The organism is Caballeronia zhejiangensis (assembly GCF_000698575.1).
GTDB classification, from domain to species: Bacteria; Pseudomonadota; Gammaproteobacteria; order Burkholderiales; family Burkholderiaceae; genus Caballeronia; species Caballeronia zhejiangensis.
Map to the genome: position 1 here is coordinate 46,394 of NZ_JFHD01000031.1, position 26,222 is coordinate 72,615.

Consider the following 26,222-nt stretch of genomic DNA (forward strand, 5'->3'; position numbering starts at 1 on the left):
GGCGATCACGCCCTCACCACCCGCAACGGAAAAATCACCCGCGACGCGATCAGCCCCAGCGCGCCGCCGAGCAGCGTTTCCCACGCGCGCGCCGTCAGCAGTTCGAGCGAATGCACGCCGCTCGCCGCGAGCGTCACGATGAGCACGAACGCGAACGCGCCGCACGCGATGTCGTATCGCTCCGGCAGCGCCATCGCATAGGCGATCATCGCGAACGCGGACAGAATCCACACGACGAGCGGCCAATGTTCCGCGAGCGGCAGACACACGATGCCGATCGGCACGCCGACAAGCGTCCCGTAGATGCGCCGCCGTACGCGCTCCGCCGTCCCGACCGCCGACGTCGCGACGACATACACGCAAGCCGTGATCGCCCACGCCGATTCCGCGAGCCCGAACAGGCGATTCAACGCCACGACGACGAGCGCGCCGCACGCCGCCTGCAGACCCATCGCGAAGGCGGGCGAGATCGCGTCCCGGCCGTAAGCGGGCTCCGACGCCAGCGCGGGCAGCACGACCGGATGCTCGGCCGGTCCGCTCAGCACGCGCGGCACGATCGCCGCGAGCATGCCGATCAGTAACGCGAGCAGGATCGCCCAGGAATCGCCGGGGCGCAGATCCATCCCGTAAGCGAGGAGCTGGCCGATATAGAGCTGCGAGCCGACGCCCGCGCCCGTCATCCCGAAGCGCTTCAGATAGCCCGCGAGGAACGCGCCCGTCACGAGAATCAGCTCGGCGCCGCCGCGTCCGGTTTCACGAAGCATCGGCGCAAAAAACGTGAAGGTGAACGCGCCGAACGCAGCCGCGACGCACAGAGTGACGAGATCGCGGCTCGACTCGAAACGCGTCGTGCGCGCCTCGGACACGCTCGCCCACAGCGCGAAGCCGCCCGCGAGCGCGCCCACCGACACACCCGCCGGCACGCTTTGCGTCACGTCCTGCAGCGCGCCGAGCGCCGCCGCCAGCCCGTACGCGGTCACGAGCCGCAATCCCTTGATGCGCCGATGCGTGCCCGGATCGACGCGATCGAGCCACGCGAGCACGGCCTGCACGCGCTGCACGAGCGCTTGCACGATCGTCAGCGACGAATCCGCGAGACGCGCTTTCGCGTCGCCGATGGGCTGCTCGTCATCCATTGGCTTCCCCACAGGTAACGCACCTGCCACGCATTCTAGGACGCGTTGCGCCTGCGCGCGCGTTTGACGGCCGCAATCGGCCCGCCGCGCTGCGCCGCTTCGACGATGCAGCCCGCGAGGCGCGCCGCCGCATCCGGCTCGTCCGCGCGCACGCGCCGCGCGCGCTCCACAAGCCCGATCTCGCGATGAAACGTGTCGCCGCCGAGATCGAGCGCGACCGCGCCGCGCGGCCACGCGCCGATGCCGTCCGATACCGGCACGAGCGCCACGCCCAGCCCGCGCGCCACCAGTTGCGCGATGCCCGGCAGCTCGTCGACCTCGATCGAATCGCGCACGGCGATGCGGCGCTTCGTCAGAAACATGTCGACTTGCCGGCCGCCGAACGAGCGCCGGTCGTATCGGATGAACGGCTCCGATTCGATCAGCGCGCGCCAGTCGGCGCCCTTCTTCGCGGCAGGCACGAGCAGCACGAACGGCTCGACGGCGAGCGTGCGCCATTGCAGTTCCGCGGGCAGCGAAAACGGCGGGCGGATCATCACGGCCATGTCCATCTCGCCTGCATCGACGCTTGCGAGCAGATTGAGCGACACGCCCGGCACGAGCCGGATGCGCCACGCCGGCAGCATGCGCCGGAACGCGCCGATGGCATCGGGCAAAAGCGCCGCATGCGCCGACGCGATCGCGCCCACCGAAAGCGAGCCGCCGCGCCCGTCCTCGCCTTCCGGCTCAGCGAGGCGCGCGTACAGCGCGATCAGTTCATCGGCGAGTTCGAGCGTGCGCTTGCCGGCCTTGTTGAGCGTCGCGGAGCGGCCCGTCCTGTCGAACAGCTTCGCGCCGAGATGCGCTTCGAGGCGCTGCATCTGCGCGCTCACGGCCGATTGCGTGAGGCCGATCTGCGCGCCTGCGCCCGCGAAAGTGCCGTGGCGCGCCACCGCGATGAAAGTCCGGAGTTCGCGCAGCATGTCGATTCATCGAAAATATTTGGGCTGACTCCAGAAATATATCGTTTTTCAACACAAATATTTATTAATAAACTTTGGTTCCAGTTCCCATGAACGTCGATTGAAGGACTCAACTCCATGAGCACGACCCAGCACGCCATGCCGCCGTTCCATCTCGCGTTTCCCGTTCATAGCCTCGCGGCCGCGCGCGAGTTCTACGGCGAACTGCTCGGCTGCCCGGAAGGCCGCAGCTCCGACGCATGGGTGGATTTCGATTTCTACGGCCATCAGATCGTCGCGCATCTCGCGCCGGAGGAATGCGGACATCGCACGACGAGCGCGGTCGATGGCGACGCCGTGCCGGTGCGCCACTTCGGCGTGGTGCTGCCCATACCGCAGTGGAACGAGCTCGCCGACAAGCTGCGCGCGGCGGGCACGCGCTTCATCATCGAGCCGCATGTGCGCTTCAAGGGCGAAGTCGGCGAACAGGCGACGATGTTCTTCCTCGATCCGTCGGGCAATGCCGTCGAGATCAAAGCGTTCGCCGATATGTCGTCGCTCTTCGCGAAATAAAAAACGGGACGCCGCGCGGCGTCCCGTTCGTCATTGCAGCGCGCTTTACTGGCCGGAGCCGCTCGCGCTGACCGGCGCGCCCGGACCGCTCGGCGTCGCGGTGCCGCCCGGTTGCGTGGACGGACCCGAGTTCATCGTGCTCTTGTGCGTCTTCTTCGAATGCGTCGATTTGTGCGCGTGCGCGTTCGGCTGCGCGGGCTGCGTCGTGGTCTGCGCGTTGTCGCCGGCCTGCAGGCCCGTGTTCGAGCTCGGCGGATTGTCCTGCGCGAAAGCGGACGCGCACACCAGCGCGAAAGCGCCGGCAGCGGCGGAAAGGGCGAAACGTTTCATATCGAAGACTCCTGTTGGCGGTTGCGAAATGCGATGCTCACGGCTTGTTCTGCCTGCTGGCCGCCGCGCTTCACGCGAGCGGCCGTTCGCACGTCAGGAGTCAGCACGCGACATGCCACGGTCTGACGATTCGCCAACGTCTTCGCGTCTTCGTGTCAGGTTTTGAAGACCGCGATGGCGCGCTTCAGCTCTTCGGCCTGCGTCGCGAGCGCGGCGGCGGCGGCCGTCGCCTGTTCGACGAGCGCGGCGTTCTGCTGCGTGACCGCGTCCATCTGCACGATCGCGACGCCGACCTGCTCGATGCCCTGCGTCTGCTGCGTCGACGCCGACGAGATCTCGTTCATGATGTCGGTCACGCGCGAAACGGACGTGAGAATCTGCTTCATCGTGTCGCCGGATTGCTGCGCGAGGTCTTGCCCCGCCGTGACGTTCGTCACCGATTCGTCGATGAGCGTCTTCACATCCTTCGCGGCCGCCGCGCAGCGCTGCGCGAGCGCCCGCACTTCCGATGCGACCACCGCGAAGCCGCGCCCGTGCTCGCCCGCACGCGCCGCTTCGACGGCCGCGTTCAACGCGAGGATGTTGGTCTGAAACGCGATGCCTTCGATCACGCCGATGATGTCGACGATCTTCTCCGAGCTGCCCGCGATCTTGTCCATCGTCGCGACGACGCCGAGCACGACGCCGCTGCCGCTTTCCACCGTCGACGATGCGCTCGCCGCGAGCTGGCACGCTTCGCCGGCGTTATCGGAGTTCAGACGCACGGTCGACGTGAGCTCTTCCATGCTCGACGCCGTTTGCGCGAGCGACGCGGCCTGCTCTTCCGTGCGCGACGAAAGATCGTGATGGCCGTCCGCGATTTCGCGCGACGCCGCCGTGATGCCGTCCGCGACGAGCTTGATCTGCGCGATCGTCTGCGTGAGGCGCGATTGCATCGTGTGCATCGAATGCATGAGGCTCGAATCGTCGCCGCGCTGCACTTGCACGGTCTGCGCGAGATCGCCGGCCGCGATGCGCTGGCAGACGACGGCCGCATCGCGCGGGTCGCCGCCGATGCTCTTCAGCACGCCGCGGATGATGAGCGTCATCGCGAACGTCAGCGCCACGCCGATCACGCCGATCAGCAGGAGCGACTTGAGCACGATGGCATGGAAGGCGCGATCGATGTCGTCGATCCACGCGCCCGTGTAGACGTGCCAGTCCCATTCCTGCACGTAATCACCGTACGTGACCTTGGGCAGCGGTTCCTGCTCGCCCGGTTTCGGATACGAATACGTCGTGATATGCGAGCCGTCGAGACCGTGCTTGACGATCTCAGCGGTGAAGTGCTTGCCCGTGCTATCGACGAAATCGTTGATCTTGCCCTCGGAGTGCGGACGCGGCGGATCGAGCACCTGCCACATCTTCGAATCGATGATGCCGACATAGCCGCTCGTGCCGTAGCGGATCGCGCGCACGCTCGCGATCGCGCGTTTCTTCGCTTCGTCTTCGGGCAGCGCGCCGCTTTGCGCCTGCTTCACATAGAACCTGACGACGCTCGCCGCCGACTGAACCTGTTCGGCGAGCGCGCCTTCGCGGTTGTTCATCAGCGAATGTTTCGTGGAGATCGCGTTGAGCGCGCACAGAAGAATCAGACTGAGCCATACGAAGCCCACGATGCTCATGAGCTTGGTCTTGAAAGAAAGTTTTTTCACGATCTGGTTGTAATAGCCGATGGACGCGCCGGGGCAGGCGCTCGCTTTGCGGCTTCCGATCGCGGGCGATTTTACGTTTGCGTAAGCGGGTGCGACGCCGCGTCGTTATCGAAAGCTGCGTGCAATTTAACGGCAAGGCGCGTCGAATCTTGAGGCGCGGAACGCGGCGCACAAAGCAAAACGCCCCGCATGACCGAAGTCATGCGGGGCGTCGGTCCATGCTGCTTCAGTGCCCGACCGGCCCTGTCGATTTCAGGTCGCTCGCCATCGCCGTTTGCGGATGCGCGGCCTGCTTGATGAGCAGCGCGACCGCCGAAACGATGCCCGCCACCGCGATCGTCGCGAAGATGCCGCCGAACGTGAAATGCAGACGCGTCAGCTCGGCGACGAGGAACGATCCCGCGATGCCGCCGAAGCGCCCGATGCCGAGCATCCACGCGACGCCCGTTCCGCGCCCTTGCGTCGGATAGAACGCCGCGGCGAGCGCGGGCATCGACGATTGCGCGGTGTTCATCAGCACGCCCGCGACAAACACGACGAGCACGAGCATGCCGACATTGCCCGCCGCCTGGCCGATCAGATACACGCTCACGGCGGTCAGCGCGTAGCACGCCGCGATGATGCGGTTCGCGTTGAACTTGTCCATCAGCACGCCGCACAGCACCGCGCCGACGCCGCCGAGCGGGAACAATGCGGAAATGAGCGTCGCCTTTTGCGGCGGCAGGCCCGACTCCTTCAGCAGAATCGGCATCCAGTTGATCGACGCGTAGAAGATCACGAGGCCCATGAAATACGTGAGCCACAGCATGATCGAGCCGACGAGATACGAGCGCGACAGCACCACGCTGATGCCGCTCTGTCCCGTCGCGGCGGGCGCGGCCTCGGTCATGAAGAACGAGCCGGCGTTCATCGCGTCGGACGAAATGCGGGCGAGCGTCGCGCGAATCTTCTCGACGGGCTTCGACTTCGCCACCATGTAGCGCACCGATTCCGGCAACGTGACGATCAACAGCACCGACAGCACGAGCGGCGCGATGCCGCCGAGCATCAGCACGCTGCGCCAGCCGAACTGCGGAATCATCCACGCGGCGAGAAAGCCGCCGAACGCCGCGCCGAGCGGAAAGCCGCAGAACATCAGATTGATGAGCGTCGCGCGGCGGCTGTCCGGACAGAACTCGCTCATCATCGTGACGGCGTTCGGCATCGCGGCGCCCAGCCCCAGGCCGGTGATGAAGCGCAGCGTCGTCAATTGCGTGAGGTCGGCCGAGAACGCCGACGCGAGACACGCGACGCCGAAGATCAGCACCGACGAAAGCAACATCGCGCGGCGGCCGAGCTTGTCGGACAGCGGCCCGGACAACAGCGCGCCCGCGGCGAGGCCGAACAGCGCGGCGCTCAAGACGGGCGCGAGCGCCGGACGGCTGATATGCCATTCGGCGACGAGCGACGGCGCGATAAAGCCGATCGCGGCGGTATCGAAACCGTCCAGCAGCACGATCACGAAGCACATCACGAAGATGAGCCACTGAAACGGCGAGAACGGATGCTCGTTGATGAACGTCTGTACGTTCACGGCAGGACTTCTACTCACTTCATTCCCTTTTCGGTGATGGGCGCGCGCCTCGCAAGGCCGCGTCCCGGAACTGAAACCGCTTCCCGCCGCCGTTCTTGTTGTTGTCGTGCGAGCAGCGAACCCCGGTCAAACCGCATGGAAATCGGAGAAAAGTTCGTTAGACGAACACCGATTCACATAGCGAACTCGCGAGTGAGGGTACTGAAGAAGTTTGCGCTTCGTCAACGCGGGCTTTCCCGCGTATGACGAAGCGCTGACGTGTGGCTGTCAAAAGGCAGCGAATCTGCGGACAGTCAGGAGACGCGCCGCCCCGCGCGATACGTTTCGCGCGGCACCTGCAGGCCGTCCACCGAGGCGACGCGCACGAAGTCCGCGCGCAGGCCCGTGGCGATCGCGCCGCGGTCCGCGAGACCCGCCGCGTGCGCGGGCGCCCACGAAACGGTCGCGACGGCGCGCGGCAGCGACCAGCCCGCCTTGGCGACGAGATCGAACACCGCGATCAGCAGACTCGACGGCACGTAATCCGACGACAGGATATCGAGCAGCCCTTCGTGCGCCAGTTCGAGCGCCGACACGTTGCCCGAATGCGAGCCGCCGCGCACGACGTTCGGCGCGCCCATGATCGTCGCGATGCCGTGTTCGCGCGCGGCGCGCGCGGCTTCGAGCGTCGTCGGGAATTCGGCGAGCGCGATGCCGTCGCGCGCCGCTTCCTCGACATGCTCGACGAGCGTGTCGTCGTGGCTCGCAAGCGAGATGTTCAGGCTCTTGCAGCGCGCGACGATTTCCGCGCGATGTTTCGCCGCGTAACGCGCCTGATGATCCGCGAGTTCGGCGAGGATTTTCTTCGCGTGCTCGTCGCTCCATTTGCCATGACGTTCCTGATACTTGCGCCACTTCTCGTGATCCTGCCACTGACGCTGGCCGGGCGTGTGATCCATCACGGATGCAAGCCGGAAAAGCGGATCGGACGAAAGCAGGTCGAACACTTCGACGACATCCGTCGTGCCGACTTCGCATCGCAGATGCAGGAAGTGATCGGCGCGCAAGAGATCGCGCGCGACGAACTTGCCGATCGACTTCGCGCATTGCACCTGAAGCTCGCGGCCGCGCACGCCGTCTTCGGGACGCGAACCGACGCCGAGCGCATCGAACACGGTCGTGATGCCCGCCGACGCCACTTGCGCGTCATGCACGATGATCGCCGCTTCGTGATTCCACAGCACGCCGGGGCGCGGCGCGAGATGCTTCTCGATGTTGTCCGTATGCAGCTCGACGAAGCCGGGCAACAGATAATCCCCGTCCCAGTCGTGCGCCTCGCGCGCCGCCGTATTGCCCGGCGCAATGTCGGCGATGCATCCGTCCTCGACGCGCAAGGTGCCCACGAAATCCTCGTCGCGCGTCACGATGCGCGCATTTGTTATCAGCATGTCTGCAACACTCCGGAATCGGTTTGATGAGCGATGGCCGCGCTCGATGCGAGCCGCACGATGCGGGTCGCGACGCGCTCGCGCGTGTCTTCGTCGTGAAAGATGCCGACGATCGCCGCGCCCTGCTCGCGCGCCTCGACGATCAGATTGGCGACCACGTCGCGGTTTTCGGCATCGAGCGACGCAGTGGGTTCATCGAGCAACAGCAGCGGATGCGCCGCGATCAGTCCGCGCGCGATGTTCACGCGCTGCTGCTCGCCGCCCGAGAACGTCGCGGGCGCGAGCGTCCACAAACGGCGCGGCACGTTGAGGCGTTCGAGCAACGCGCTCGCACGCTTACGTGCTTCGTCTTCATCGACGCCGCGCGACACGAGCGGCTCCGCGACGAGATCGAGCGACGACACACGCGGAATCGCGCGCAGGAACTGGCTCACGTAACCCATCGTCGTGTTGCGCAGCCGGATGATCTCGTGCGGCGCGGCGTCGGTCAGCATCGTATGACGCGAGGGCTTGCTGTCGTCGCGAATCGCGATCGTGCCGCGCGTCGCGAGATAGTTGCCGTACATGCAGCGCAGGAACGTGCTCTTGCCCGCGCCCGACGCGCCCGCGAGCACGACGCATTCGCCGCGTTCCACATCGAGCGATACGCCCGACAGCGCGGCGATACGCGCGCCGCCCTGCTGATGCAGTGTGAAAGTCTTTTCGATGCCGATTGCGCGCAGCATCAGCTTGTCGTTGGTGATGAAGGAATCGTGTGTCATCGGTCGAACCTCAAACAGGCAGCACGGACGCGACGAGCGTCTGCGTATAAGGATGTTGCGGATCGTCGAGCACCTGATCCGTCAGCCCGCTTTCGACGACGCGCCCGTCCTTCATCACCATCAGCCGATGCGCGAGCAGACGCGCAACGCCGATATCGTGCGTGACGATCACGGCCGCGAGATGCAGCTTGCTCGTGAGCGTGCGCAGCAAGTCGAGCAGACGCGCCTGCACCGATACGTCGAGGCCGGCGGTGGGTTCGTCCATGAACACGAGGCGCGGTCCCGTCACCAGATTACGCGCGATCTGCAGACGTTGTTGCATGCCGCCCGAAAATGCCGAAGGCAATTCGTCGATGCGCGCGGCATCGAGTTCGACACGGCTCATCCAGTCGGCGGCCGTCTCGCGCAGACGGCCATAGTGACGCGCGCCGATCGCCATCAGCGGCTCGCCGATGTTCGCGCCCGCCGATACGTTGCGACGCAATCCGTCGCGCGCGTTCTGATGCACGAAGCCCCATTCGGTGCGCGACAAAAGACGCTTGCGCGGCTCGGCGAGCGTCAGCAGATCGAGCGCTTCGCCTTCGCGCGTCGTGTAGGTGAGCGCACCGCCGTCGATGTCGCTGCGCAACGCGAGCGCATTCAGCAACGTCGATTTGCCCGATCCCGATTCGCCGACGATGCACAGCACTTCGCCCGGATGAACATCGAGATCGACATCGACGCACCCGCCGCGTCCTTCATAACGCTTCGTGAGGCGCGTCGCTTTCAGGAGTGCGTTCATCGCGTCACCTCTTCGTCGTCGCGACGGCTATGGCAGTAATCGCTGTCGGAGCAGACGAACATGCGCGTGCCCTGATCGTCGACGATCATCTCGTCGAGAAAGCTATCGCGCGAGCCGCACAGCGCGCACGCGTGCTCCCACTTCTGCACGGTGAACGGATGATCCTCGAAATCGAGGCTCTTCACTTTCGTATATGGCGGAATGGCGTAGATCCGCCGCTCGCGGCCCGCGCCGAAAAGCTGCAATGCGGGATTCATGTGCATCTTCGGATTGTCGAACTTCGGGATCGGCGAAGGCGACGTCAGATAGCGGCCGTTCACGAGCACCGGGTAATCGTAGGTCGTCGCGATGCTGCCGTGCTGCACGATATCCTCATAGTATTTGACGTTGATGAGGCCATAGTCCGCGAGCGCGTGCAGCTTCTTGCACTCGGTCACGCGCGGTTCGAGGCGGAACAGCGGCTCGGGCATCGGCACCTGATACACGATGATCTGCTTGTCCGTGAGCGGCGTCTCGGGAATGCGGTGACGCGTCTGCACGATGCTCGCATCGGCGGTGCGCGTGGTGGTCGCGACGCCCGCGGTGCGCGCGAAGAAGCGGCGAATGTTCACCGCGTTCGTCGTTTCGTCGGAGCCTTGATCGATGACCTTCAGCGTATCGCTTGCACCGATGATCGCGGACGTGACCTGCAGGCCGCCCGTGCCCCATCCATACGGCAGCGGCATTTCGCGCGATGCGAACGGCACCTGATAACCCGGCACCGCGACCGCCTTGAGCAACGCGCGGCGAATCATGCGCTTGGTCTGCTCGTCGAGGTACGCGAAGTTATAGCCTTCGGTGAGTGCGTTCATGCCGCATCCTCCTCGTTGTCGTCCGAACCGTGCGCGGCGCGCAAACGGCGCAGCAGTTCGAGCTCGGATTGAAAATCGACGTAGTGCGGCAACTTCAGATGCTGCACGAAACCGGATGCTTCCACGTTATCGCTGTGATACAGCACGAACTCGGGATCCTGCGTCGGTGAACCGACGGATTCGCCGAGTTCTTCGGCACGCAACGCGCGATCCACGAGCGCCATCGCCATCGCCTTGCGCTCGGAGTGGCCAAACGCGAGACCATAGCCTTGCGTGAACGTCGGCGGCACATCGCCGCTGCCCGCGAACTGATTGATCATCTGACATTCGGTGATGTCGATATCGCCGATCTCGACCGCAAAGCCCAGTTCATCGACCATCATTTCCACCGCGACTTCGCCATGACGGATCTCGCCCGCAAACGGATGGCTGTGCGCGTAGCCGCGCTGCGTCGCATAGCCGACCGCGAGCAGAAAGCCTTCGTCGCCGCGTGCGAGGTTCTGCAGGCGCGTCGAGCGATCGGCGGGAAACGACAGCGGTTCGCGCGAAAGATCGCCCGGCTCGGGCGCGTTCTCGTGCGCGCGTTCCTGCTCGATCAGGCCTTCCTTGTCCAGCATCGACAACACGCGCGGCATCGCGCTCGCGTCCGTCTCTTTCGCCGAGATAGTTGCATTCGCAACTTGTTGGCCTTCGGCGAGCAAAGTGAAATCGAGCAGGCGTTGCGTGTAGTCGTACGTGCCGCCCAGCATCTGTCCGCCGGGAATGTCCTTGAAGGCCGCCGAGATGCGGCGCTCGACACACATCGCTTCAGTATCGATCGGCAGCGTGTAGCCGAAACGCGGCAATGTCGTGCGATACGCACGCAGCAAAAAGATCGCTTCGACGAGATCGCCGGCTGCCTGCTTGATCGCGAGCGCGGCCAGGTCTTCATCGTAGACGGAGCCTTCCGTCATCACGCGCGCGACGGCAAGACGCATCTGCTCGCGAATCTGCGCGACGGACAACTCGGGGACGGAAACATCGCCGCGACGCTTCTTCGCGAGCACGTCCCACGAACGTTCGATGGCGCGTTCGCCACCTTTGACCGCGACGTACATCAGTTCACCTCCACTTGCGTCGTGCGCGGCAGGCCGACGAGCGCGCCGCCCGCGACGAAGTAGCAATCGATGCCGCAAGGAAAGAGCGCCGTGAGCGCCGCGCGCTGACGCCAGAACTTCCGTGACAGGCCCGCAATGGCGACGCTGCGCGATTGCGCGATGCCTGGACCGCTCCACACGAGCGGCTCACCTTCGGTCAGCGACGGCACATGGATAAAGAGCGTCGCGGCATGCTCGGGAGATTCGGGTTCGCCGTGCGAGAAAGCATCGAGCGAAGGCATGTCGCGCGCATCGTCGATATAGACGAATGCGGCCTCGCGGCGATCGCGCGTCAAGCGCGCGCTCGCGTGAAAGCGCAGCGCATCGCCAAGCACGTTGTCTTCGCGCTCGATGAAAACCGGCGTCGAATAATCCGTCAGCGCGAGCAGCGACGCGAACGCCGCGAGCGGCACGCGCCCGGCGAGGCCATCGCGCATCGCATGGTTGTCCGGCAGCGCGGCATCGATCGCAACGATGCTGCCGGGCCGCGACAGCGCATCGAGCAATGCGCGGAACACGCGTTGCGCGTCGTGCACCGTGTCGTTGAAGCCAGGCACGAGCGTGGTCATGTCGATTCGCATCATTCGCCTCTCACCATCGTGAAGAATTCGACCTTCGTCGCGGCCGCTTCGGCTTCTTTGCGGCGTCGTTCATCTGCGATGCGCGCAGCCAGCGGCTCGATGAGTTGCGTCTGCAACTTGTCGGCGAAGCGCGGCATCTGCAGGAGCGCGTCCGCGAGCGCGGCGAGCGTCGCGCGTTCCTTGTCGCGCCCCATGTGCACGGCGACACCGACCGGCGCGCTGCCGTCATCGGCGATGAGACGAAGCGTGGCGCGCGTGACGGTCGTTTCGCCGAGGTTAAACGCATCGCCCGTGCCGCCGATGCGCCCGCGCACCATCGCAAGCCCGATATCCGGCGCGCGCAGCCACTCGTAGTCGGGCACCCGCGCGCCTTCGAGCGCCGCTTCGAGCGCATGTTGCAGCGCCTCGCGCGGCGTGCGGGCAAGCACCGCCATCCATTCGCGGCGGCCTCGCGTTGCGCGCGGCTCCATTGAAGTACTCATCGCATTCCCTTTGTCTGGAAGGATCGGATCATCGTCATGCTACTCGTTGTCTAGTCTAGTCGTCTAGACGTTTGGTCGTGTAGTGAGGCTTTCACATTTCCATCACGAGTTGCGCACTACAATCCGGGAGAACGATATTCAAACCGACAGGAATGACAGCGCAATGACATCCAACGAAAATGCGGCGCCTGGCGTTGCCGTGGAGCGCGGCGCGGGGGTCGCGGTCTGGCGGCAGATCGAGCAGATACTCGCCGCCGAGATTGCCGCGAAGAGCTTCGGCGACGAAGGACGCCTGCCGAGCGAGGCGGAACTCGCCAAGCGTTTCGACGTGAACCGTCATACGGTTCGCCGCGCGATGCTGCGGCTTGCCGCAACGGGTCTCGTGAGCGTCGAGCAGGGGCGCGGCACGTTCGTGCAGCCGGGCGCGATCGATTATCAGATCGGCCGGCGCACGCGCTTCACCGAGAATCTGCGCCGCCAGAAGCACACGTCGGCTGGCGTCGTGCTGAGTTCGGAGCGCGTGAAGGCCGATCCGACCGTATCGAAGGCGCTCGGCGTGCGCGCCGGCACGCTCGTCTATCAGATCGAAACGCGCCACGACTCCGACGGCATTCCGATGACGTATGCGCGCAACTGGTACCCGGCCGCGCGCTTCAACGATCTGCCCGCGGTCATCGAAGCGGCGGGCGGTGTCAGTGCCGCGCTGGAGACGTTCGGCGTAAAGGATTACATGCGCAAATGGAGCCGCATCGGCAGCGTGCTGCCTTCGTCGGACGTGGCGCGGCGCTTGCAGATCAATCGTCAGCAGCCGGTGTTGTGGGTCGAAAACGTCGATGTCGACGAGGACGGCGTGCCGATCAAATACGGCATCACGCATTTCGCGGCGGATCGCGTGCAATTGATGGTCGAGCACGATCGATGAGCGCCGCCGTTCATCCGCGCGTGGCGCTCTATTACGCGCCGCCTGCCGCTTCCGCATGGTGGCGCGAAGGTTGCGAATGGCTCGGCCGCGATCCCGAGAGCGGCCGCGAAACCGCGACGCCCGCGCATGCCGTGACGCACGCCCCGCGCCGTTACGGCTGGCACGCGACGCTCGTCGCGCCGTTTCATATGGCCCCGGGTGTCGAGCTCGCGGACGTGCTGGCATGTGCGCGTGCGTGGGCCAGTTCGACGCCGCGCTTCGGGATGCCGGTATGCCCCACGGAAATGGGCCGTTTCGTCGCGCTACGGCCCGCCGCGCCCGCCGACGACGCAACCCTTCGAGCATTGGCCGCGAGCGCACTGAAGGCGCTCTCCGCGTTGCGTACGATGCCATCGCGGGAAAGCATCGAGCGGCGCATCGTCGATGGCATGAGCGCACGGCAGATCGAATTGCTGCGCGAATGGGGTTATCCGTATGTCCTCGACGAATATCGCTTCCATATGACCCTTTCCGATTCCCTCGACGATGCGAACGCGCGCGCGTCGATCATGTCGGAATGGAAGGCGCGCATCGATACGCTCGGCCCGCTGCCGGTGCACGGCGCGGCGCTTTTCATCGAGCCGCGGCCGGACGCGCCGTTCACGCTGTGGCAGCGCCTGCCGTTCAACAACGCACGGGATGTGGCATGACCGAAGTGGATAGCACGAAACTGATCTACGTGATGGGACCGTCAGGCGCGGGCAAGGACTCGCTGCTCGGCTTCGCGCGCGAACGCATCGGCGCACAGGTGCTGTTCGCGCATCGCTACATCACGCGCGCGGTCGCGGACGGCGAGAACCATATCGCCCTTTCGCATGACGAATTCGCTTCGAGACTGTCATACGGCCTCTTCGCGATGCATTGGGAAAGCCTCGGGCTGCGGTATGGCATCGGCATCGAGCTGGATGCGTGGCTCGCGCGCGGCAGGCCAGTCGTCGTGAACGGCTCGCGCCAGCATGCGGAACTCGCGCTCGAACGTTATCCGCATGCGCGCTTCGTGCATATCGATGCAGCGCCGTCCGTGCTTGCCGCGCGCCTCGCGCGTCGTGGACGCGAAGACGCCCGGCAGATCGAAGCGCGTCTCGCGCGCCGTCCGGCCTTCGAACTGCCGTCGCACGCGCACGTCGTGAAGATCGACAACTCGGGCATGCTCGCAGACGCCGGCATGCAATTGCTCGCGCTGCTCGCGCGTACGAACCACGCCTGAAAACGACGCGAGCGCCTGATGAGGCGCTCGGCATCGATAGTTGCAAGCGCAATCAAATCACGCGTTCGCGCACCCACCCCGAAGCGAGATCGATCATCGACACGATCGCGATGACGATCAGCATCACCGCCGACGTCTGCGCATAGTTGAACGAGCGGATCGCTTCATACAGCACGACGCCGATACCGCCCGCGCCGACCATGCCGACGACCATCGCGGAGCGCACGTTCGACTCGAAGCGATACAGCGCGAACGAAATCCACAGCGGCAACACTTGCGGCAGCACGCCGTAGACGATTTCATCGAGACTGCTCGCGCCGGTCGCGCGCACGCCTTCGGCGGGCCGCGCATCGACGGCTTCGACCGCTTCGGCGAAGAGCTTCGCGAGCACGCCTGTTGTATGAACCCACAACGCGAGCACGCCGGCGAAAGGCCCGAGTCCGACCGCGACGATGAACAACATCGCGAAGACCATTTCGTTGATCGCGCGGCACGCGTCCATCAGGCGGCGCACGGGTTGCGAGATCCATACGGACGCGATGTTCTGCGCCGATAGCAGCCCGCATGGCACGGCGCAGACGAGCGCGAGCGCCGTGCCCCACACGGCGACCGCGAGCGTCACGATCATTTCATGCACGTACGTGCGCCATTCCGTGAAGTCGGGCGGAAAGAAGTCGCGCGCGAACTGGCTCATGTTGCCCGATGCGCCGAGCAGATCGAACGGGCGCATGTCCGCGCTCTGCCACGACAGGCCCAGCACGGCGATCAGGACGATCCAGCCGAACATCGATGTCCAGCTGCGCTTCGGTGCACTCGTCCGCACGGGCCGCACGATGCCGGCCTCGAACGTCGTTACGTCGAGCGGCTTCATTTACTTCGCCGCCGTCGTGTCGAGCGCGGCGATCTTCTGATCGAGCGCGGCAATCTGCGCCTTCTTGTCGGCGTCGTCGAGATGCGCGTCGTTCTGCACCTGCTGCTTCTTCTGGAAGAGCGCCATCTGACGAATCGGCACGAGTTGCGCGTTCGACGAATCGGCGAAGCCCGAATAGCCCGAGATCGCAGTCATCACCGCTTGTTCGCGCGGGTCCTTTTCCGCGTAGTGATCGAAGAAGTTGCGCAGCTTGTCCTTCGTCGCTTGCGGCAGATCGCGACGCCATACGAGCGGGTCCGACGGAATGAGCGGCGACTTCCACAACACGCGCACCTTCGGATACAGCTCGGGATGTTGCGTCTTGATGGTGTCGAGCATGTCGGTGTTGTTGGTCGCGACATCGATCTTGTCGTTGACGACCGCGAGCATGTTCGCCTCATGGCTCGACGGCAGCACGCTCTTGAACGACGACTTCGCGTTGATGCCGTTCTTCGCGAAGAGGTAATACGACGGCACGAGCGTGCCCGACGTCGAGTTCGGATCGCCGAAACCGAGATTGATTTCCTTCGTGTTCTTCAGCACCTGATCGAGCGATTTCCACTTGCTGTTCGCGTTCGTGATGAGCAGCGAGTAATAGCCCGCTTCGCCGTTCTTGTACTTCACCTTCGCGAAGACTTCGCCGTTCGAGCGATCGACCGCTTCGATCGCCGATGCATTGCCGAAGAAGCCGATCTGCACCTTGTTGAAGCGCATCGCTTCGATGATGCCCGCGTAGTCGGTCGCGAAGTAGGCCTTCACGTCGAGACCCGTCTGCTTGTTCAGATCGTCGATGAGCGGTTGCCAGCGTTGCTTGAGCGCGGCCGACGAATCCGTCGAGATGATGCCGAAGTTGATCGTCTCGGCAAGAACGGATTGCGTCAGCAGGCAAGACGCGAGCGCGGCGCCGGCCAGAAATTTTTTCATGATGCGATCCAGGAGTTGACGTTGAGTTGAAGTTCCGCGGCGTGCGTCCGCGCTACGTGATGCGCAAGCAGTTCGCTGGCGGACGATCCGTAGAGCTTGTGCAGCACCTCGGGCGTGAGACGCTCGCTCGCGCCATCGAAGACGACGCGGCCATCGCGCAACGCGATCGTGCGCGGGCAGTACTTCATCGCGACATCGATCTGATGCAGCGACACGACGACCGTCAGCTTGCGCTCGCGATTGAGCGTCTGCATGAGTTCCATGACGCGTCGCGCCGATTCGGGATCGAGCGATGCGATCGGTTCATCCGCGAGCACGATGCGCGCACGCTGCACGAGCGCGCGTGCCAGTGCCGCGCGCTGCTGCTGACCTCCCGACAGATTGCTCGCGCGTTCGAACGCGTGTTCGCCGATGCCCATCGCGATGAGCGAATCCATCGCGAGCGAGCGTTCGTCGCGCGGAAAGCGCCCGGACATACGACGCCACAACGACACGCGCGACAACGCGCCGATCAGCACGTTCGTCAGCACTGAAAGACGTCCGACGAGATTGAACTGCTGAAACACGAAGGCGACGTCGCGGCGTATCGAGCGCACTTCACGCACGATCCTGCCGTTCTGCTGGATCGGGCGGCCGAGCAACGTGACGTGCGACGGCGCGGGGTCGGATGCCGTGAAGCCTGCGATGTGCCGCAGAAGCGTCGACTTGCCCGATCCGGAAGCGCCGATGAGCGCGACCATCTCGCCCTCTTCCACGCGCAGATCGACGGAGTCGAGCGCCTTGCGGCCATTCCGGAACGTCTTGGTGCGTCCATAGCTTCCCTCGATGGGCGCGCTCACATGGCGCGCTGAAACGTTCGGGAGATTCTAGGAAGCGAACATGACGAGATAGTGACGCGCATGAGACGTCTAGATGAATACATCACTTCGATGCGTCGCGAGTTGAGACGATCGAGCAGAAAAGCGATACGAACGAGCATTCACGATTTGCGCGCCGCGCTTCATGATGATCCGCAACTGCATCAATCACTCGGGACTTCATCATGAACACGATCCATACGGATGTCGCCATCATCGGCGCGGGCAGCGCGGGACTTTCGGCGTATCGCGCGGCGAAGGCTGCGGGCGCTTCGGCGATTCTCATCGAAGGCGGCGCGCACGGCACGACGTGTGCGCGCGTCGGCTGTATGCCGTCGAAGCTTCTCATCGCAGCGGCCGATGCCGCGCATCACGCGGCGCACGCGGCGGCGTTCGGCGTGCATATCGATGGCGCGCTGCGCATCGACGGGCGCGAAGTGATGGCGCGCGTGAAGCGCGAGCGCGATCGTTTCGTCAGCTTCGTCGTCGCGGGCGTCGATGCGATGCCCGATGCGGACAAGCTCACCGGCTACGCGCGCTTCATCGACGATAACCTGCTGCAAGTGGGCGACGATACGAAGGTGCAGGCGAAGAGCATCGTCATCGCGACGGGGTCGAGTCCCGTTATGCCGTCGATGTATCGCGCGCTCGGCGATCGCGCCATCATCAACGACGATGTGTTCGCGTGGGACGATTTGCCGAAGCGCGTTGCGGTGATCGGCGCGGGCGTCATCGGCCTCGAACTCGGTCAGGCGCTGGCGCGGCTCGGCGTGCGTGTGTCGCTGCTGGGCGCGCGCGGGCGCGTCGGGCCTTTCACCGATCCCGATGTGCGAGCGTATGCCGGGCGTGTGTTCAGCGAAGCGTTTCGTTTCGAGCCGTTTGCGCAAGTGCAGGCCGCCGTGCGCGAAGGAGATGAAGTGCGTTTGCGCTATGTGTCAGATGCGGGCGAGTCGATCGAGGAAACCTTTGATTACGTGCTCGTCGCTGCCGGGCGCAAGCCGAATGTCGGCGGGCTGGCTTTGAGCAATACATCGCTTGCACTCGATGACGTTGGCTTGCCGGTCTACGATCCGCTCACGCTGCAGGCGGGCGCTCATCCGGTCTTCATCGCCGGCGATGCGAACGGCGTGCTGCCCTTGCTTCACGAAGCCGCCGACGAAGGCCGCGCGGCGGGCACGAATGCCGCGCGTTATCCGCATGTCGAAGCGGTCGAGCGTCGCGCGCCGATTGCAATTGCGTTCACCGATCCGGGCATTGCGATGGTCGGCTCGCGTCATGTCGACCTTAAGCCCGAGTCGTTCGTGACGGGCGAAGTGAGTTTCGAGGATCAAGGCCGCAGCCGCGTGATGCTCAGAAATCGCGGGTTGATGCATGTGTATGTCGATCGCGCGAGCCGCCGCTTCGTCGGGGCGGAATGGATTGGGCCGGATGCGGAACACATCGCGCATTTGCTGGCGTGGGCGTTGCAGATGAAGCTCACGGTCGATGAGATGCTGCGGATGCCGTTTTATCACCCGGTGGTCGAGGAAGGGTTGAGGACGGCGTTGAGGGATGCGGTTGTCAGGCTCGGGTGAGCGGGTCGCGGCGAGGCACTCCGTGCGTATCGATTGCGCCCCGCCGCACTTCAAAGCGAGACGAACGTTGTTGTGCGCATCCGGGAAATCCCCGCCACATCATGTCTGGATTTCCTCGAGGGCGAAGCACGGATACTTATAAGTCGAGTTTGCCGTGCACCAGAATCGGACGTGTCTCGAACGGGCGCCAGGCTGGATCTTTGGCCTTCCACGCTTCATGCGGTGACGGCTGACGCGATCGTCGGTACAGTCGCCTGGCGCGCACGTAAAATGGCGTCATGTCGAACACGTCCCGCCAACCTCTCCGGCAAGAACCCGAGTTGCCGCTTCACACGCCCAGCACCGCATCGCTCGCGCTGGCCGCCGCCATCGCGATGATCGCGTGGCTCGCGTTCGCGGCGCAGACGGACATCACCATCGCGCGTCTCGTCCATCGCGGCTTCACCGTCTTCGACGGCCTCGCGCGCATGAGCAGCTACCTGACGAACCTGACCGTATCGCTGACCGCGTTCTGCTTCACCTGCGTTGCAACACGCGCGCGATTCCCCCTGGCGCGCTTCTTCCGCAAACCGACCGTCGTCACGGCGGTCGTCGTATATATCGTGTTCGTCGGCATCGCTTATAACGCGTTGTTGCGCTATCTATGGACACCATCGGGCTATCGCGCGCTCGTCAACGAATCGCTGCATACCATCGTGCCCGCGCTCGCGGCCTTGTACTGGTATCTCTTCGTGCCGCGCTTTCACCTTTCATTGAAACGATGCGCGCTCTGGCTCGTCTATCCGCTGTCTTATCTTTGCATCACGCTGTGGCGCGGACGTCTCTCCGACTTTTATCCCTATCCGTTCATCAACGTCGCCGAGCTCGGCTATGAACGTGTCTTCATCAATGCCGCAATGCTGGTCGGTGCCTTCCTCGCGCTGATGAGCGTGTTTCTCGTCATCAATCATCGACGCGAGGACTTGAGCGTCGCAGACCCCGAAGTCGAAGCGGACGATTCGACTTCCGGCCACATCGATTAGCTCGCGGCGCGCTTGCGGTTCACGACGATATCCGCAATGAACGCAACGGCCAGCGCACACGCTCCGCACGCAAAAATCAGCGCGTAATCGTTATGCGTATGCGAGAACAGAAACGAGTAGCCATATCCGGCAAGCGCCTGACACAACGCGAACGCCGACGTCGCCCTGCTCCATGCCGCACGCTGCTCGGTATGATCGTGCGGCAGCAGTTCATGCACGCGCCCGAGCGCGAGGGGCACGATGCCGGTCGTCGAGATGCCGAGCGCCACCGTCGCGACACCGATCACATACGGATTCGCCGATAAAGCCAGCAACGCCACCGCACACGCCTGCACCAGCAGCGCAAAACGGTAAGCCATGCCGAAGCCGATGCGATCGCCCGCGTTGCCGCAGACGAGCGGCCCGAAGATCGCCGCGACGCCATACAGCACCCAATAGCTCGCGCCGACTTCGGCGCCTCGGCCATAGCCGCGCGCGATGCAATCGACGAGCAGGATCATCACGGGCACGAGGCCGAGCGCGTTCGCCGCATATTGCCCATACAGCAGGCGCAAACGCGTATTGCCGTGCGTGTTCGAATGCGTTGCCGCATCTTGCTTTGCGACGGCAGGAGGGTTCGACGCGGGCCATCCGAACCACGCAATTGCCGTCAATATCAGCGAAAACACGCCGAGCCCCATCCACGTATCGTGCAATCCGTGATGAAGGAGCTTCGGAATCAGCGTCCCCGATGCAGCGATGCCGAAGCCCAGTCCGACGAAGATCATCCCGCTCGCGAAGCCGCGACGCGCGGGCGGAACATGCGGCAGGATCGTCGTCGCGACGAGCACCATGATCGCGCCGCCCGACAAGCCCGAAAGGAACCGCCACGCGAAGAACCAGGCAATCGACAGCGGAAACGCGCAGGCGAAGAAGGCCACCGTCGCGATCGCCATGAGCAGCCGCAGCGCGTGACGATTCGTGAGCGCATGGGCGATCGCGCGGCCGAAGAGCGCGCCCGCGAAATAGCCCGCGAAGTTAGCGGCGCCGAGCGTCACCGCTTGGGAAGACGTGAACCAGTGCGCCTCGATCAGCGGCGGAATCAGCGGCGTGTAGGCGAAGCGCGCAAGGCCGATGGCGACGAGACTCGCGCAAAAGCCCGCGAGCATCGCGAAGAAAGTGCGGGCATCGAGCGCTGTGGGCTGATCGGCGCTGACGGCCGATACCGTTTGTTCCGACATGATGACGACTCCCCCGGCCGCAGCGCTTGCACGCGGACGGACAACGTGACGTGAATGGATACGAAGGCCTTAACGCTTGCCGACGCTGAGCCCGAGCGGCGGCAGCTTCAGCATCGCCAGCGTCGGCGCGACGGCGCCGATCAACAACGCGGGCTTCGGATCGACGCGCGCGAGCACGCGCACGCCGAGCAGCACCGCGAGCAGATTCGTGGCGGCGGCATCGGCCGGCATCACGCGCTCGATTTCGCCGCTCTTGAATCCGGCCTTCAGGCAGCGCTCGAAGAACGCGCGCATCAGCGACATCTCCTCCGCGATGAGCTCGCGAAACGCTTCGTCTTCCGGCGATGCGCCGAGCGCCGCATTGACGAGCATGCAGCCGCGCCGATGCTCGTCCGACACCGAACGCTCGACGACCTCGCGAAAGAACGCGCTGATCGCGCGATCGGGCGTCATCGTGGATTGGAGCCTGTTGATGCGCTCGCGCAAGGTGTGTTCGAGATAGTGATCGAGCGCGCGCAGAAAGAGCGCGCGCTTGTCGCCGAAAGCGTTATAGAGGCTCGGCTGTGTAAGGCCCGTGTACTGCACGAGGTCGCGTGTGGACGTGCCGTCGTAGCCGTGCGTCCAGAACGCTTCGGCAACGGCATGCAGCACGCTGTCCTCGTCGAAATTGCGCGGTCGCGCCATGATCCCGCTCCGTCGAATTGAAGGACGGACGTTTTATATCGTCCGATAGAAAACGTATTGTATCGATGGATATAAAACCGTGCAGCATCCCCATTCGGCGACGCGGGTCTTGCGTTCGGGGAAATAAGCTGAGGAAAGAGACGCGCTTCGGAGACGCGGTTGCATCTCCGAAGGCATGAAGGTCGGTCAGGCTTCTTTCGAATCGAACATCAGCAGATCGACGCCGGCTTGCGCGAAATTCGCGAGATCGCCGGCGGTCTTCTGGCCTTCGGGCGAGTCGAACGCGGCTTGGATCGCTTCCAGCGAATCGAACTGAAGCAGCGCGACGAGGTGATATGGCGATTCTCCCGATGCCGCCACGACTGGTCCCGCGCTGATCTCATAGCGCCGCAGCCCCGGCAGCGTCTTTGCCAGCGGCGCGTGAGTCGACGCATAGTAGTCGTCGAATGCCTGCGGGTCGGACGGATTTTTATATAGTGCTACGAGCTGGGCCATCGTTGTGTCTCCTGGTAGTTGTACGGCGTTGGAAGGAAGGTTGCGTCAACGCGCTACTGCTTTTCCAGTTGCAGATAGATGCGCTGCACGTTCTGCGGCTGCGCGATCGCATAGAGCTTGTCGTTCCTGAACGCGGGCACCTGTACGGTGTGCATCGCTTCGGTCAGTCCGACGCCGCTCGTGTAGGCTTGCTTCACCGCGGCTTCGAGCTCGCGCAGATACGTGCCGGTCCGCATGATGTCGTCGCCGCGCAAGGGCTTGCCGAAGCCGGGTACAACCGTCTTCAGGTCGAGCCCGCGCAGGTTCTCGAGCGCGGCGAGCCAGCCGGAAATCTGCTCGTTGCGCAGCTCGGGTATGCGTCCATTCGATACGAGCCCGCCCGCGAACAGCACGCCGGTTTGCGTGTCGAGCACGGCGAGATCGCCGGGCGTGCTGGCAGGACCGAAGTGCAGCAGTTGCAGCTTGCGTCCGCCGCTTTCGATCTCCGTCGTGCCGTTTACCGTCTGATCGGGAACGGTCACGCGCGAGCCGGCCATTTCATCTTCGCCGAGCGTCTTGCGCAGATTGGCGAGACAAATCGAACAGCGTTCGCGAATCAATTGCGCGGCGCGCGCGTGCGCGAGGATCGGCACGCCCTCGTCGCGAAACGCGGCCGCGCCGAACACGAACTCGGGCGCCTGATGCGTGATGATGACGAGCTTCACCGGCAACGGCGTGACCTTGCGGATCGCTTCGATCATCGCGCGGCCATAGCGATAAGACGAACCTGTGTCGATGACTGTCACGCCGTCCTGTCCGACGATGAAGCCGTTGTTCGCGACGATGCCGTGATTCGCGGGCGCGACGGCATCGTTGTCGCCGATGAACGCGTACACGCCCGGCGCAATGGCGACAGGTGCGGGCATGCCGCTCATCGCCGCATGCGTGAGCGTGCTGACAGCGAAGAGCAGCGTGAAGAGCAGCGCTCGCAAGCGGCGCACCGTCATTTCATCGCCGATGTTTGCGCGCTGCCCGGTTGCGCCTTGACCGCCACGGCGCCGTCCCAATGCTTGTTCTTCGTATCCTCGATAAACGCCTTCAGTTCGCCGCTTCCGCTCGGCACGAAATAGAAGCGGAAATTCGGGTTCTCGCTAATCGAGAAGTTGACGTTCGCGGTCATCACCGGCTTATTCGCATAGGTGACCGACACTTTGCGAATGAAATAGGCCGACGCGTAGTTGCGCGTGACCTGGTTCATCGCCATGCCGGTTCGATTCGGATGACGCACCATCAGTTGCGCGAGTTCGGGCTTGCCCGCCACGGCCTGACCTTCGGCCTGAAGACGGACCTGTCCCGCTGTCCGCTCGGCCGCGTCTTCGTCCTTGTCGGCGGGTGCGGAACATCCGCCCGACGCCTTCACGAAACGAACGGCGCTATAGAGCTTGCCGTCGTTCGTCTCAGCAATCGCGCGCATGAACGTGTAGTCCTCCACGCGCACGCGCGTTTCGATCGTCGCGAGTCCCGATTCCGGCGTGAACTCGAACGATCCTGCATACGGCTCGGGATTTTCGTCGATGAAGAGATAGAGCTTCTTGATGTAACGCGCGGGCGATTGCGGAAACTGCGCGTTGATCGCGATCGGCACGACGGCGGCATCGGCTGCGCGCGCGGGGGCGTCGAGCTTGATGACCGCATCGCCGTGCGTGTCGATCGTGCGGCCCTTGAACGTCCCTTCCCTGAAGTCGATCCAGCGCGCCACCTTGTCGGGATCGTCGTCGGGCTGCGCCGCCTGCGCGGCATACGGCGAGAGCGCCGCGGCGGCGAGGCTCGCGACCGTCATCGCGCGAACGCCGGACCATGTTGTCTTCATGATGTCCCTCCAGTCCTGCACTACTGCTCCCATTCGAGCTCCGCATAAGCGGCCGTCACATTGCGACGGTGATACATGTCGAAGAGAAGCCACTTGTCTTTCTCGCCGAGACCGATGCTATCGACTGCCTGCCCGATCGTTTCGCCCTTCCTGATCGCAGCACGCACATCGCGCGCCAGATCGGCGAGATAGCGTTCCTCGGCGTCGAGCGATTGCGTCCAAGGCGGATCGAGCGGACCGTGCCCCGGCACGACATGACGCGGATTCATCTGTCGAATGCGCGCAATGTCGTCGAGCCAGCCGATAACGCTGCCATCGATCACAGGAATGCAGTGCACAAAGAGCAGATCACCCGTCCACAACGTGCCGCTCTTCTCATCGTATACCGTCAAGTCGTTGTTGGTATGCGCGGTTTTCCATGTGCGCAGCGTGAGCGTGCGTCCACCGATATCGAGCGTGCCCGTTCCGTCGATCGTCTTCGTCGGCGCAACGATTTCGCTGCCCGCTGCCGCGCTACCCAACTCGCGATTGAGCGCGCGCATGTAGTTGTCCGCGCGCGAGGCTTCGGCTTGCGCGAGCGTCACGCTGCCGACGAATTGCGGATGATCGTCCTTGAAAGCCGCATTCCCGAAGATGTGATCCGGATGCATGTGCGTGTTGATGACATAGCAGACCGGCAGCGGCGTGACAGCGCGTATCGCGGCGCGCAACGCGCGGCCTTCCGCGAGCGTGCCGCCTGTGTCGATCACCGCGACGCAGCGTGTTCCGACGATGAAGCCCACATTCGCTATATCGCCGCCGTTCTCGTGCGTCGCGACATCGTCGTGACCGCGATGCGCGTAGTTACCGGGCGCGATCTGCGTGACCTGCAGCGCGGTCTGCGCACGCGCGATAGTTGCACACGCAATTAGTACGAGGAACGTGATGCGACGGCAGGCCGATGCGACGTTCATCGGACGTCGCTTGCTTCGGCGAGCCGCCTGGGTCTGCGCAGGCCGAACTGCGCGTATTCGCGCTCCAGAAACGGTTCGGCGTGTTCGAGGAGGAAGCGGCGAAAAGCGAGGCAAGTCGGCGAAAGTTGTTTCGAGCGTGAATGCACGAGTTGCCACGTGCGTTCGACGGGCGTGCCGTTCACGTCGAGCACGGCGATTTCGCCGGTGCGCAGTTCGAGCGAGAGCGTGTGCAGCGAGATGAGACTCACGCCCATGCCCGCCATGACGGCCTGCTTGATGGTTTCGTTGCTGCCGAGCGTGACGCTATGCGCGGGCACGAAGAGGTTCTGCCGAAAGACATGCTCGGCGACGGCGCGCGTGCCCGAGCCGGGTTCGCGTAGCAGGAACGTATCGTTCGCAAGTTCCTGAAGGTCGAATTGTTTTGCATGACGCAGCGGATGCGACAGCGGCGCGACGATCACATGCGGATGATAGGCGAGTGGCTCGGCGGTCGTACCGAGTTCGGGCGGCGGGCGGCCCATGATGGCTAGATCGGTTGCATTGTCCTGCAAGAGACGCAAGAGCGTTTCTCGGTTGCCGACGGAGAAGCGCACATCGACCTTGGGATATTGCTGCCGGTAGAGCGCGAGAAGCTTGGGGGCGAAGTACGTCGCCGAACTGACGATGCTCACCGCTATCGCGCCGCTATCGGCTTGTGTGAGCGACATCATGGCGTCTTCGGCGTCTTTGATTTCGCCGAGTATGCGGCTCGCGTGATGTGAGAGCCTTTCGCCGGCTTCGGTCAGCGATAAGCGTCGCGCGACTCGCTCGAATAGCGGTAAGCCGATCGCTTCTTCGAGTTGCCGGATTTGCATCGATACCGCTGGTTGGGTGAGGTGCAGTTCCTCCGCTGCGCGGGCGAAGCTTGGACAGCGGCTTGCTATCACGAAGATTTGCAGCTGACGCAGGGTTAGGGAGCGGATGAAATTCACGGGGCGTTTTGGGCGGGTTTGGTTCGCTGCGGCTTCTTTGGAATCCTGTGATCGTGTCGGTCTATTGGCACTGCCCCTGTGCGGGGCGGCACCTACTTTCTTTGCTGCTGCAAAGAAAGTAGGCAAAGAAAGCAGCTACTGATACGCCCGCGGTCACACGCAATTTGGGTAGTCCTCTCGTCCATCGTGGGCTGCCTAAAGAGTGCCCTCATAGGCCCCATCGGGCTTGGCTCGCGCACGGTCTGTGTCATCGCACCACACGCCAAACTGGTTCAGCACCAAATAGCTCCGGCCCGCTTCGCGGCCGACCGGTCAATCGGGTCCGCGCG

General features: G+C 64.1%; 28 protein-coding genes. 6 read left to right on the forward strand and 22 right to left on the reverse strand.

What is annotated here, in order from left to right:
• Window positions 1–5 precede the first annotated feature (5 nt).
• Both BG60_RS27815 and BG60_RS27820 read right to left on the reverse strand, forming a co-directional pair.
• Window positions 6–1,136 carry an FUSC family protein gene (locus BG60_RS27815; protein ID WP_008354395.1) on the reverse strand — a complete coding sequence of 377 codons (1,131 nt, stop codon included), beginning with the start codon at window positions 1,134–1,136 and terminating at the stop codon, window positions 6–8.
• A gap of 35 nt (window positions 1,137–1,171) precedes the next feature.
• On the reverse strand, window positions 1,172–2,098 hold the full coding sequence (locus tag BG60_RS27820) for a LysR family transcriptional regulator (protein WP_008354394.1): 927 nt from the start codon (window positions 2,096–2,098) through the stop codon (window positions 1,172–1,174).
• A gap of 117 nt (window positions 2,099–2,215) precedes the next feature.
• On the opposite strand from BG60_RS27820, the gene BG60_RS27825 reads away from it, so the two are divergent.
• Window positions 2,216–2,650, forward strand: a complete 435-nt coding sequence (locus BG60_RS27825) for a VOC family protein (protein WP_034473490.1) — start codon at window positions 2,216–2,218, stop codon at window positions 2,648–2,650.
• Between the two features lie 45 nt (window positions 2,651–2,695).
• Here BG60_RS27825 and BG60_RS27830 read toward each other — a convergent pair whose 3' ends face one another.
• The 10 genes from BG60_RS27830 to phnG all read right to left on the reverse strand — a co-directional run bounded on the left by BG60_RS27830 (window position 2,696) and on the right by phnG (window position 12,266).
• On the reverse strand, window positions 2,696–2,980 hold the full coding sequence (locus tag BG60_RS27830) for a hypothetical protein (protein ID WP_008354392.1): 285 nt from the start codon (window positions 2,978–2,980) through the stop codon (window positions 2,696–2,698).
• Window positions 2,981–3,135: 155 nt separating this feature from the next.
• Window positions 3,136–4,674 carry a methyl-accepting chemotaxis protein gene (locus BG60_RS39985; RefSeq protein WP_008354391.1) on the reverse strand — a complete coding sequence of 513 codons (1,539 nt, stop codon included), beginning with the start codon at window positions 4,672–4,674 and terminating at the stop codon, window positions 3,136–3,138.
• Between the two features lie 226 nt (window positions 4,675–4,900).
• A complete protein-coding gene (locus BG60_RS27840) occupies window positions 4,901–6,265 on the reverse strand; it encodes an MFS transporter (protein ID WP_008354390.1) in 1,365 nt (454 codons plus the stop codon).
• A gap of 275 nt (window positions 6,266–6,540) precedes the next feature.
• A complete protein-coding gene (locus BG60_RS27845; RefSeq protein ID WP_008354389.1) occupies window positions 6,541–7,674 on the reverse strand; it encodes an alpha-D-ribose 1-methylphosphonate 5-triphosphate diphosphatase in 1,134 nt (377 codons plus the stop codon).
• Entirely contained in the window at window positions 7,668–8,435 is a 768-nt protein-coding gene (gene phnL / locus BG60_RS27850; protein WP_008354388.1) for a phosphonate C-P lyase system protein PhnL, read from the reverse strand. The genes BG60_RS27845 and phnL overlap by 7 nt, the downstream gene beginning before the upstream one ends.
• 10 nt (window positions 8,436–8,445) lie before the next feature.
• Complete coding sequence (gene phnK, locus BG60_RS27855; RefSeq protein WP_008354386.1) at window positions 8,446–9,216, reverse strand: phosphonate C-P lyase system protein PhnK; 771 nt, start codon at window positions 9,214–9,216, stop codon at window positions 8,446–8,448.
• Window positions 9,213–10,067: an alpha-D-ribose 1-methylphosphonate 5-phosphate C-P-lyase PhnJ gene (locus tag BG60_RS27860; protein WP_008354384.1), complete on the reverse strand. Its 855-nt coding sequence runs from the start codon at window positions 10,065–10,067 to the stop codon at window positions 9,213–9,215. The genes phnK and BG60_RS27860 overlap by 4 nt, the downstream gene beginning before the upstream one ends.
• Entirely contained in the window at window positions 10,064–11,164 is a 1,101-nt protein-coding gene (locus tag BG60_RS27865) for a carbon-phosphorus lyase complex subunit (protein ID WP_008354383.1), read from the reverse strand. The genes BG60_RS27860 and BG60_RS27865 overlap by 4 nt, the downstream gene beginning before the upstream one ends.
• On the reverse strand, window positions 11,164–11,787 hold the full coding sequence (phnH, locus tag BG60_RS27870) for a phosphonate C-P lyase system protein PhnH (RefSeq protein WP_008354382.1): 624 nt from the start codon (window positions 11,785–11,787) through the stop codon (window positions 11,164–11,166). Before phnH ends, BG60_RS27865 begins: the two co-directional genes overlap by 1 nt.
• Complete coding sequence (phnG, locus tag BG60_RS27875; RefSeq protein WP_034473491.1) at window positions 11,784–12,266, reverse strand: phosphonate C-P lyase system protein PhnG; 483 nt, start codon at window positions 12,264–12,266, stop codon at window positions 11,784–11,786. The genes phnH and phnG overlap by 4 nt, the downstream gene beginning before the upstream one ends.
• 163 nt (window positions 12,267–12,429) lie before the next feature.
• On the opposite strand from phnG, the gene phnF reads away from it, so the two are divergent.
• The 3 genes from phnF to phnN are packed head-to-tail and all read left to right on the forward strand — an operon-like array spanning window position 12,430 to window position 14,434.
• A complete protein-coding gene (gene phnF / locus BG60_RS27880; protein WP_034473492.1) occupies window positions 12,430–13,188 on the forward strand; it encodes a phosphonate metabolism transcriptional regulator PhnF in 759 nt (252 codons plus the stop codon).
• Entirely contained in the window at window positions 13,185–13,877 is a 693-nt protein-coding gene (locus tag BG60_RS27885) for a DUF1045 domain-containing protein (RefSeq protein ID WP_008354379.1), read from the forward strand. Before phnF ends, BG60_RS27885 begins: the two co-directional genes overlap by 4 nt.
• Window positions 13,874–14,434 (forward strand): phosphonate metabolism protein/1,5-bisphosphokinase (PRPP-forming) PhnN, encoded by a 561-nt coding sequence (gene phnN / locus BG60_RS27890; RefSeq protein WP_008354378.1) that lies wholly within the window; start codon window positions 13,874–13,876, stop codon window positions 14,432–14,434. Before BG60_RS27885 ends, phnN begins: the two co-directional genes overlap by 4 nt.
• A gap of 52 nt (window positions 14,435–14,486) precedes the next feature.
• Here phnN and phnE read toward each other — a convergent pair whose 3' ends face one another.
• The 3 genes from phnE to phnC form a co-directional block, all read right to left on the reverse strand.
• Window positions 14,487–15,221: a phosphonate ABC transporter, permease protein PhnE gene (gene phnE / locus BG60_RS27895; protein WP_235366313.1), complete on the reverse strand. Its 735-nt coding sequence runs from the start codon at window positions 15,219–15,221 to the stop codon at window positions 14,487–14,489.
• Window positions 15,222–15,305: 84 nt separating this feature from the next.
• Window positions 15,306–16,268 (reverse strand): phosphonate ABC transporter substrate-binding protein, encoded by a 963-nt coding sequence (gene phnD / locus BG60_RS27900; protein ID WP_008354376.1) that lies wholly within the window; start codon window positions 16,266–16,268, stop codon window positions 15,306–15,308.
• Window positions 16,265–17,107 carry a phosphonate ABC transporter ATP-binding protein gene (gene phnC / locus BG60_RS27905; protein WP_174447752.1) on the reverse strand — a complete coding sequence of 281 codons (843 nt, stop codon included), beginning with the start codon at window positions 17,105–17,107 and terminating at the stop codon, window positions 16,265–16,267. The genes phnD and phnC overlap by 4 nt, the downstream gene beginning before the upstream one ends.
• Window positions 17,108–17,310: 203 nt before the next feature.
• Between phnC and BG60_RS27910 the strand changes: the two genes are divergently transcribed.
• Both BG60_RS27910 and BG60_RS27915 read left to right on the forward strand, forming a co-directional pair.
• Window positions 17,311–18,699, forward strand: a complete 1,389-nt coding sequence (locus BG60_RS27910) for a dihydrolipoyl dehydrogenase (protein WP_008354374.1) — start codon at window positions 17,311–17,313, stop codon at window positions 18,697–18,699.
• A 278-nt stretch (window positions 18,700–18,977) separates the two neighbouring features.
• Window positions 18,978–19,721 (forward strand): Pr6Pr family membrane protein, encoded by a 744-nt coding sequence (locus BG60_RS27915; protein ID WP_033536899.1) that lies wholly within the window; start codon window positions 18,978–18,980, stop codon window positions 19,719–19,721.
• On the opposite strand, the gene BG60_RS27920 is transcribed toward BG60_RS27915, so the two are convergent.
• From BG60_RS27920 to BG60_RS27950, 7 genes are all read right to left on the reverse strand, one after another.
• Window positions 19,718–20,941, reverse strand: a complete 1,224-nt coding sequence (locus tag BG60_RS27920) for a YbfB/YjiJ family MFS transporter (protein WP_008354371.1) — start codon at window positions 20,939–20,941, stop codon at window positions 19,718–19,720. The genes BG60_RS27915 and BG60_RS27920 overlap by 4 nt on opposite strands.
• A gap of 69 nt (window positions 20,942–21,010) precedes the next feature.
• Window positions 21,011–21,625 carry a TetR/AcrR family transcriptional regulator gene (locus tag BG60_RS27925; protein WP_008354370.1) on the reverse strand — a complete coding sequence of 205 codons (615 nt, stop codon included), beginning with the start codon at window positions 21,623–21,625 and terminating at the stop codon, window positions 21,011–21,013.
• A 186-nt stretch (window positions 21,626–21,811) separates the two neighbouring features.
• Window positions 21,812–22,120 carry an EthD family reductase gene (locus BG60_RS27930; RefSeq protein ID WP_008354369.1) on the reverse strand — a complete coding sequence of 103 codons (309 nt, stop codon included), beginning with the start codon at window positions 22,118–22,120 and terminating at the stop codon, window positions 21,812–21,814.
• Window positions 22,121–22,173: 53 nt separating this feature from the next.
• Window positions 22,174–23,106 (reverse strand): MBL fold metallo-hydrolase, encoded by a 933-nt coding sequence (locus BG60_RS27935; protein WP_051996660.1) that lies wholly within the window; start codon window positions 23,104–23,106, stop codon window positions 22,174–22,176.
• Window positions 23,103–23,969 carry a quinoprotein dehydrogenase-associated SoxYZ-like carrier gene (locus BG60_RS27940; protein WP_081851891.1) on the reverse strand — a complete coding sequence of 289 codons (867 nt, stop codon included), beginning with the start codon at window positions 23,967–23,969 and terminating at the stop codon, window positions 23,103–23,105. Before BG60_RS27940 ends, BG60_RS27935 begins: the two co-directional genes overlap by 4 nt.
• Before the next feature lie 20 nt (window positions 23,970–23,989).
• Window positions 23,990–24,922, reverse strand: coding sequence for a quinoprotein relay system zinc metallohydrolase 2 (locus BG60_RS27945; RefSeq protein WP_034473493.1), 933 nt, complete (start codon window positions 24,920–24,922; stop codon window positions 23,990–23,992).
• Window positions 24,919–25,893 (reverse strand): LysR family transcriptional regulator, encoded by a 975-nt coding sequence (locus tag BG60_RS27950; protein ID WP_033536897.1) that lies wholly within the window; start codon window positions 25,891–25,893, stop codon window positions 24,919–24,921. Before BG60_RS27950 ends, BG60_RS27945 begins: the two co-directional genes overlap by 4 nt.
• Window positions 25,894–26,222 lie beyond the last annotated feature (329 nt).

Coding starts and splice junctions, on each gene's coding strand:
- phnH (WP_008354382.1), bottom strand. CDS start 11,787: ATGATGCGAATCGACATGACCACGCTCGTGCCTGGCTTCAACGACACG.
- phnK (WP_008354386.1), bottom strand. CDS start 9,216: ATGAACGCACTCCTGAAAGCGACGCGCCTCACGAAGCGTTATGAAGGA.
- BG60_RS27935 (WP_051996660.1), bottom strand. CDS start 23,106: ATGACGGTGCGCCGCTTGCGAGCGCTGCTCTTCACGCTGCTCTTCGCT.
- BG60_RS27865 (WP_008354383.1), bottom strand. CDS start 11,164: ATGTACGTCGCGGTCAAAGGTGGCGAACGCGCCATCGAACGTTCGTGG.
- BG60_RS27925 (WP_008354370.1), bottom strand. CDS start 21,625: ATGGCGCGACCGCGCAATTTCGACGAGGACAGCGTGCTGCATGCCGTT.
- BG60_RS27815 (WP_008354395.1), bottom strand. CDS start 1,136: ATGGATGACGAGCAGCCCATCGGCGACGCGAAAGCGCGTCTCGCGGAT.
- BG60_RS27825 (WP_034473490.1), top strand. CDS start 2,216: ATGAGCACGACCCAGCACGCCATGCCGCCGTTCCATCTCGCGTTTCCC.
- BG60_RS27915 (WP_033536899.1), top strand. CDS start 18,978: ATGTCGAACACGTCCCGCCAACCTCTCCGGCAAGAACCCGAGTTGCCG.
- BG60_RS27860 (WP_008354384.1), bottom strand. CDS start 10,067: ATGAACGCACTCACCGAAGGCTATAACTTCGCGTACCTCGACGAGCAG.
- phnE (WP_235366313.1), bottom strand. CDS start 15,221: ATGTTCGGCTGGATCGTCCTGATCGCCGTGCTGGGCCTGTCGTGGCAG.
- BG60_RS27830 (WP_008354392.1), bottom strand. CDS start 2,980: ATGAAACGTTTCGCCCTTTCCGCCGCTGCCGGCGCTTTCGCGCTGGTG.
- phnG (WP_034473491.1), bottom strand. CDS start 12,266: ATGAGTACTTCAATGGAGCCGCGCGCAACGCGAGGCCGCCGCGAATGG.
- phnL (WP_008354388.1), bottom strand. CDS start 8,435: ATGACACACGATTCCTTCATCACCAACGACAAGCTGATGCTGCGCGCA.
- BG60_RS27885 (WP_008354379.1), top strand. CDS start 13,185: ATGAGCGCCGCCGTTCATCCGCGCGTGGCGCTCTATTACGCGCCGCCT.
- BG60_RS27940 (WP_081851891.1), bottom strand. CDS start 23,969: ATGAAGACAACATGGTCCGGCGTTCGCGCGATGACGGTCGCGAGCCTC.
- BG60_RS27930 (WP_008354369.1), bottom strand. CDS start 22,120: ATGGCCCAGCTCGTAGCACTATATAAAAATCCGTCCGACCCGCAGGCA.
- BG60_RS27945 (WP_034473493.1), bottom strand. CDS start 24,922: ATGAACGTCGCATCGGCCTGCCGTCGCATCACGTTCCTCGTACTAATT.
- BG60_RS27910 (WP_008354374.1), top strand. CDS start 17,311: ATGAACACGATCCATACGGATGTCGCCATCATCGGCGCGGGCAGCGCG.
- BG60_RS27845 (WP_008354389.1), bottom strand. CDS start 7,674: ATGCTGATAACAAATGCGCGCATCGTGACGCGCGACGAGGATTTCGTG.
- BG60_RS27820 (WP_008354394.1), bottom strand. CDS start 2,098: ATGCTGCGCGAACTCCGGACTTTCATCGCGGTGGCGCGCCACGGCACT.
- phnD (WP_008354376.1), bottom strand. CDS start 16,268: ATGAAAAAATTTCTGGCCGGCGCCGCGCTCGCGTCTTGCCTGCTGACG.
- phnN (WP_008354378.1), top strand. CDS start 13,874: ATGACCGAAGTGGATAGCACGAAACTGATCTACGTGATGGGACCGTCA.
- phnF (WP_034473492.1), top strand. CDS start 12,430: ATGACATCCAACGAAAATGCGGCGCCTGGCGTTGCCGTGGAGCGCGGC.
- BG60_RS27920 (WP_008354371.1), bottom strand. CDS start 20,941: ATGTCGGAACAAACGGTATCGGCCGTCAGCGCCGATCAGCCCACAGCG.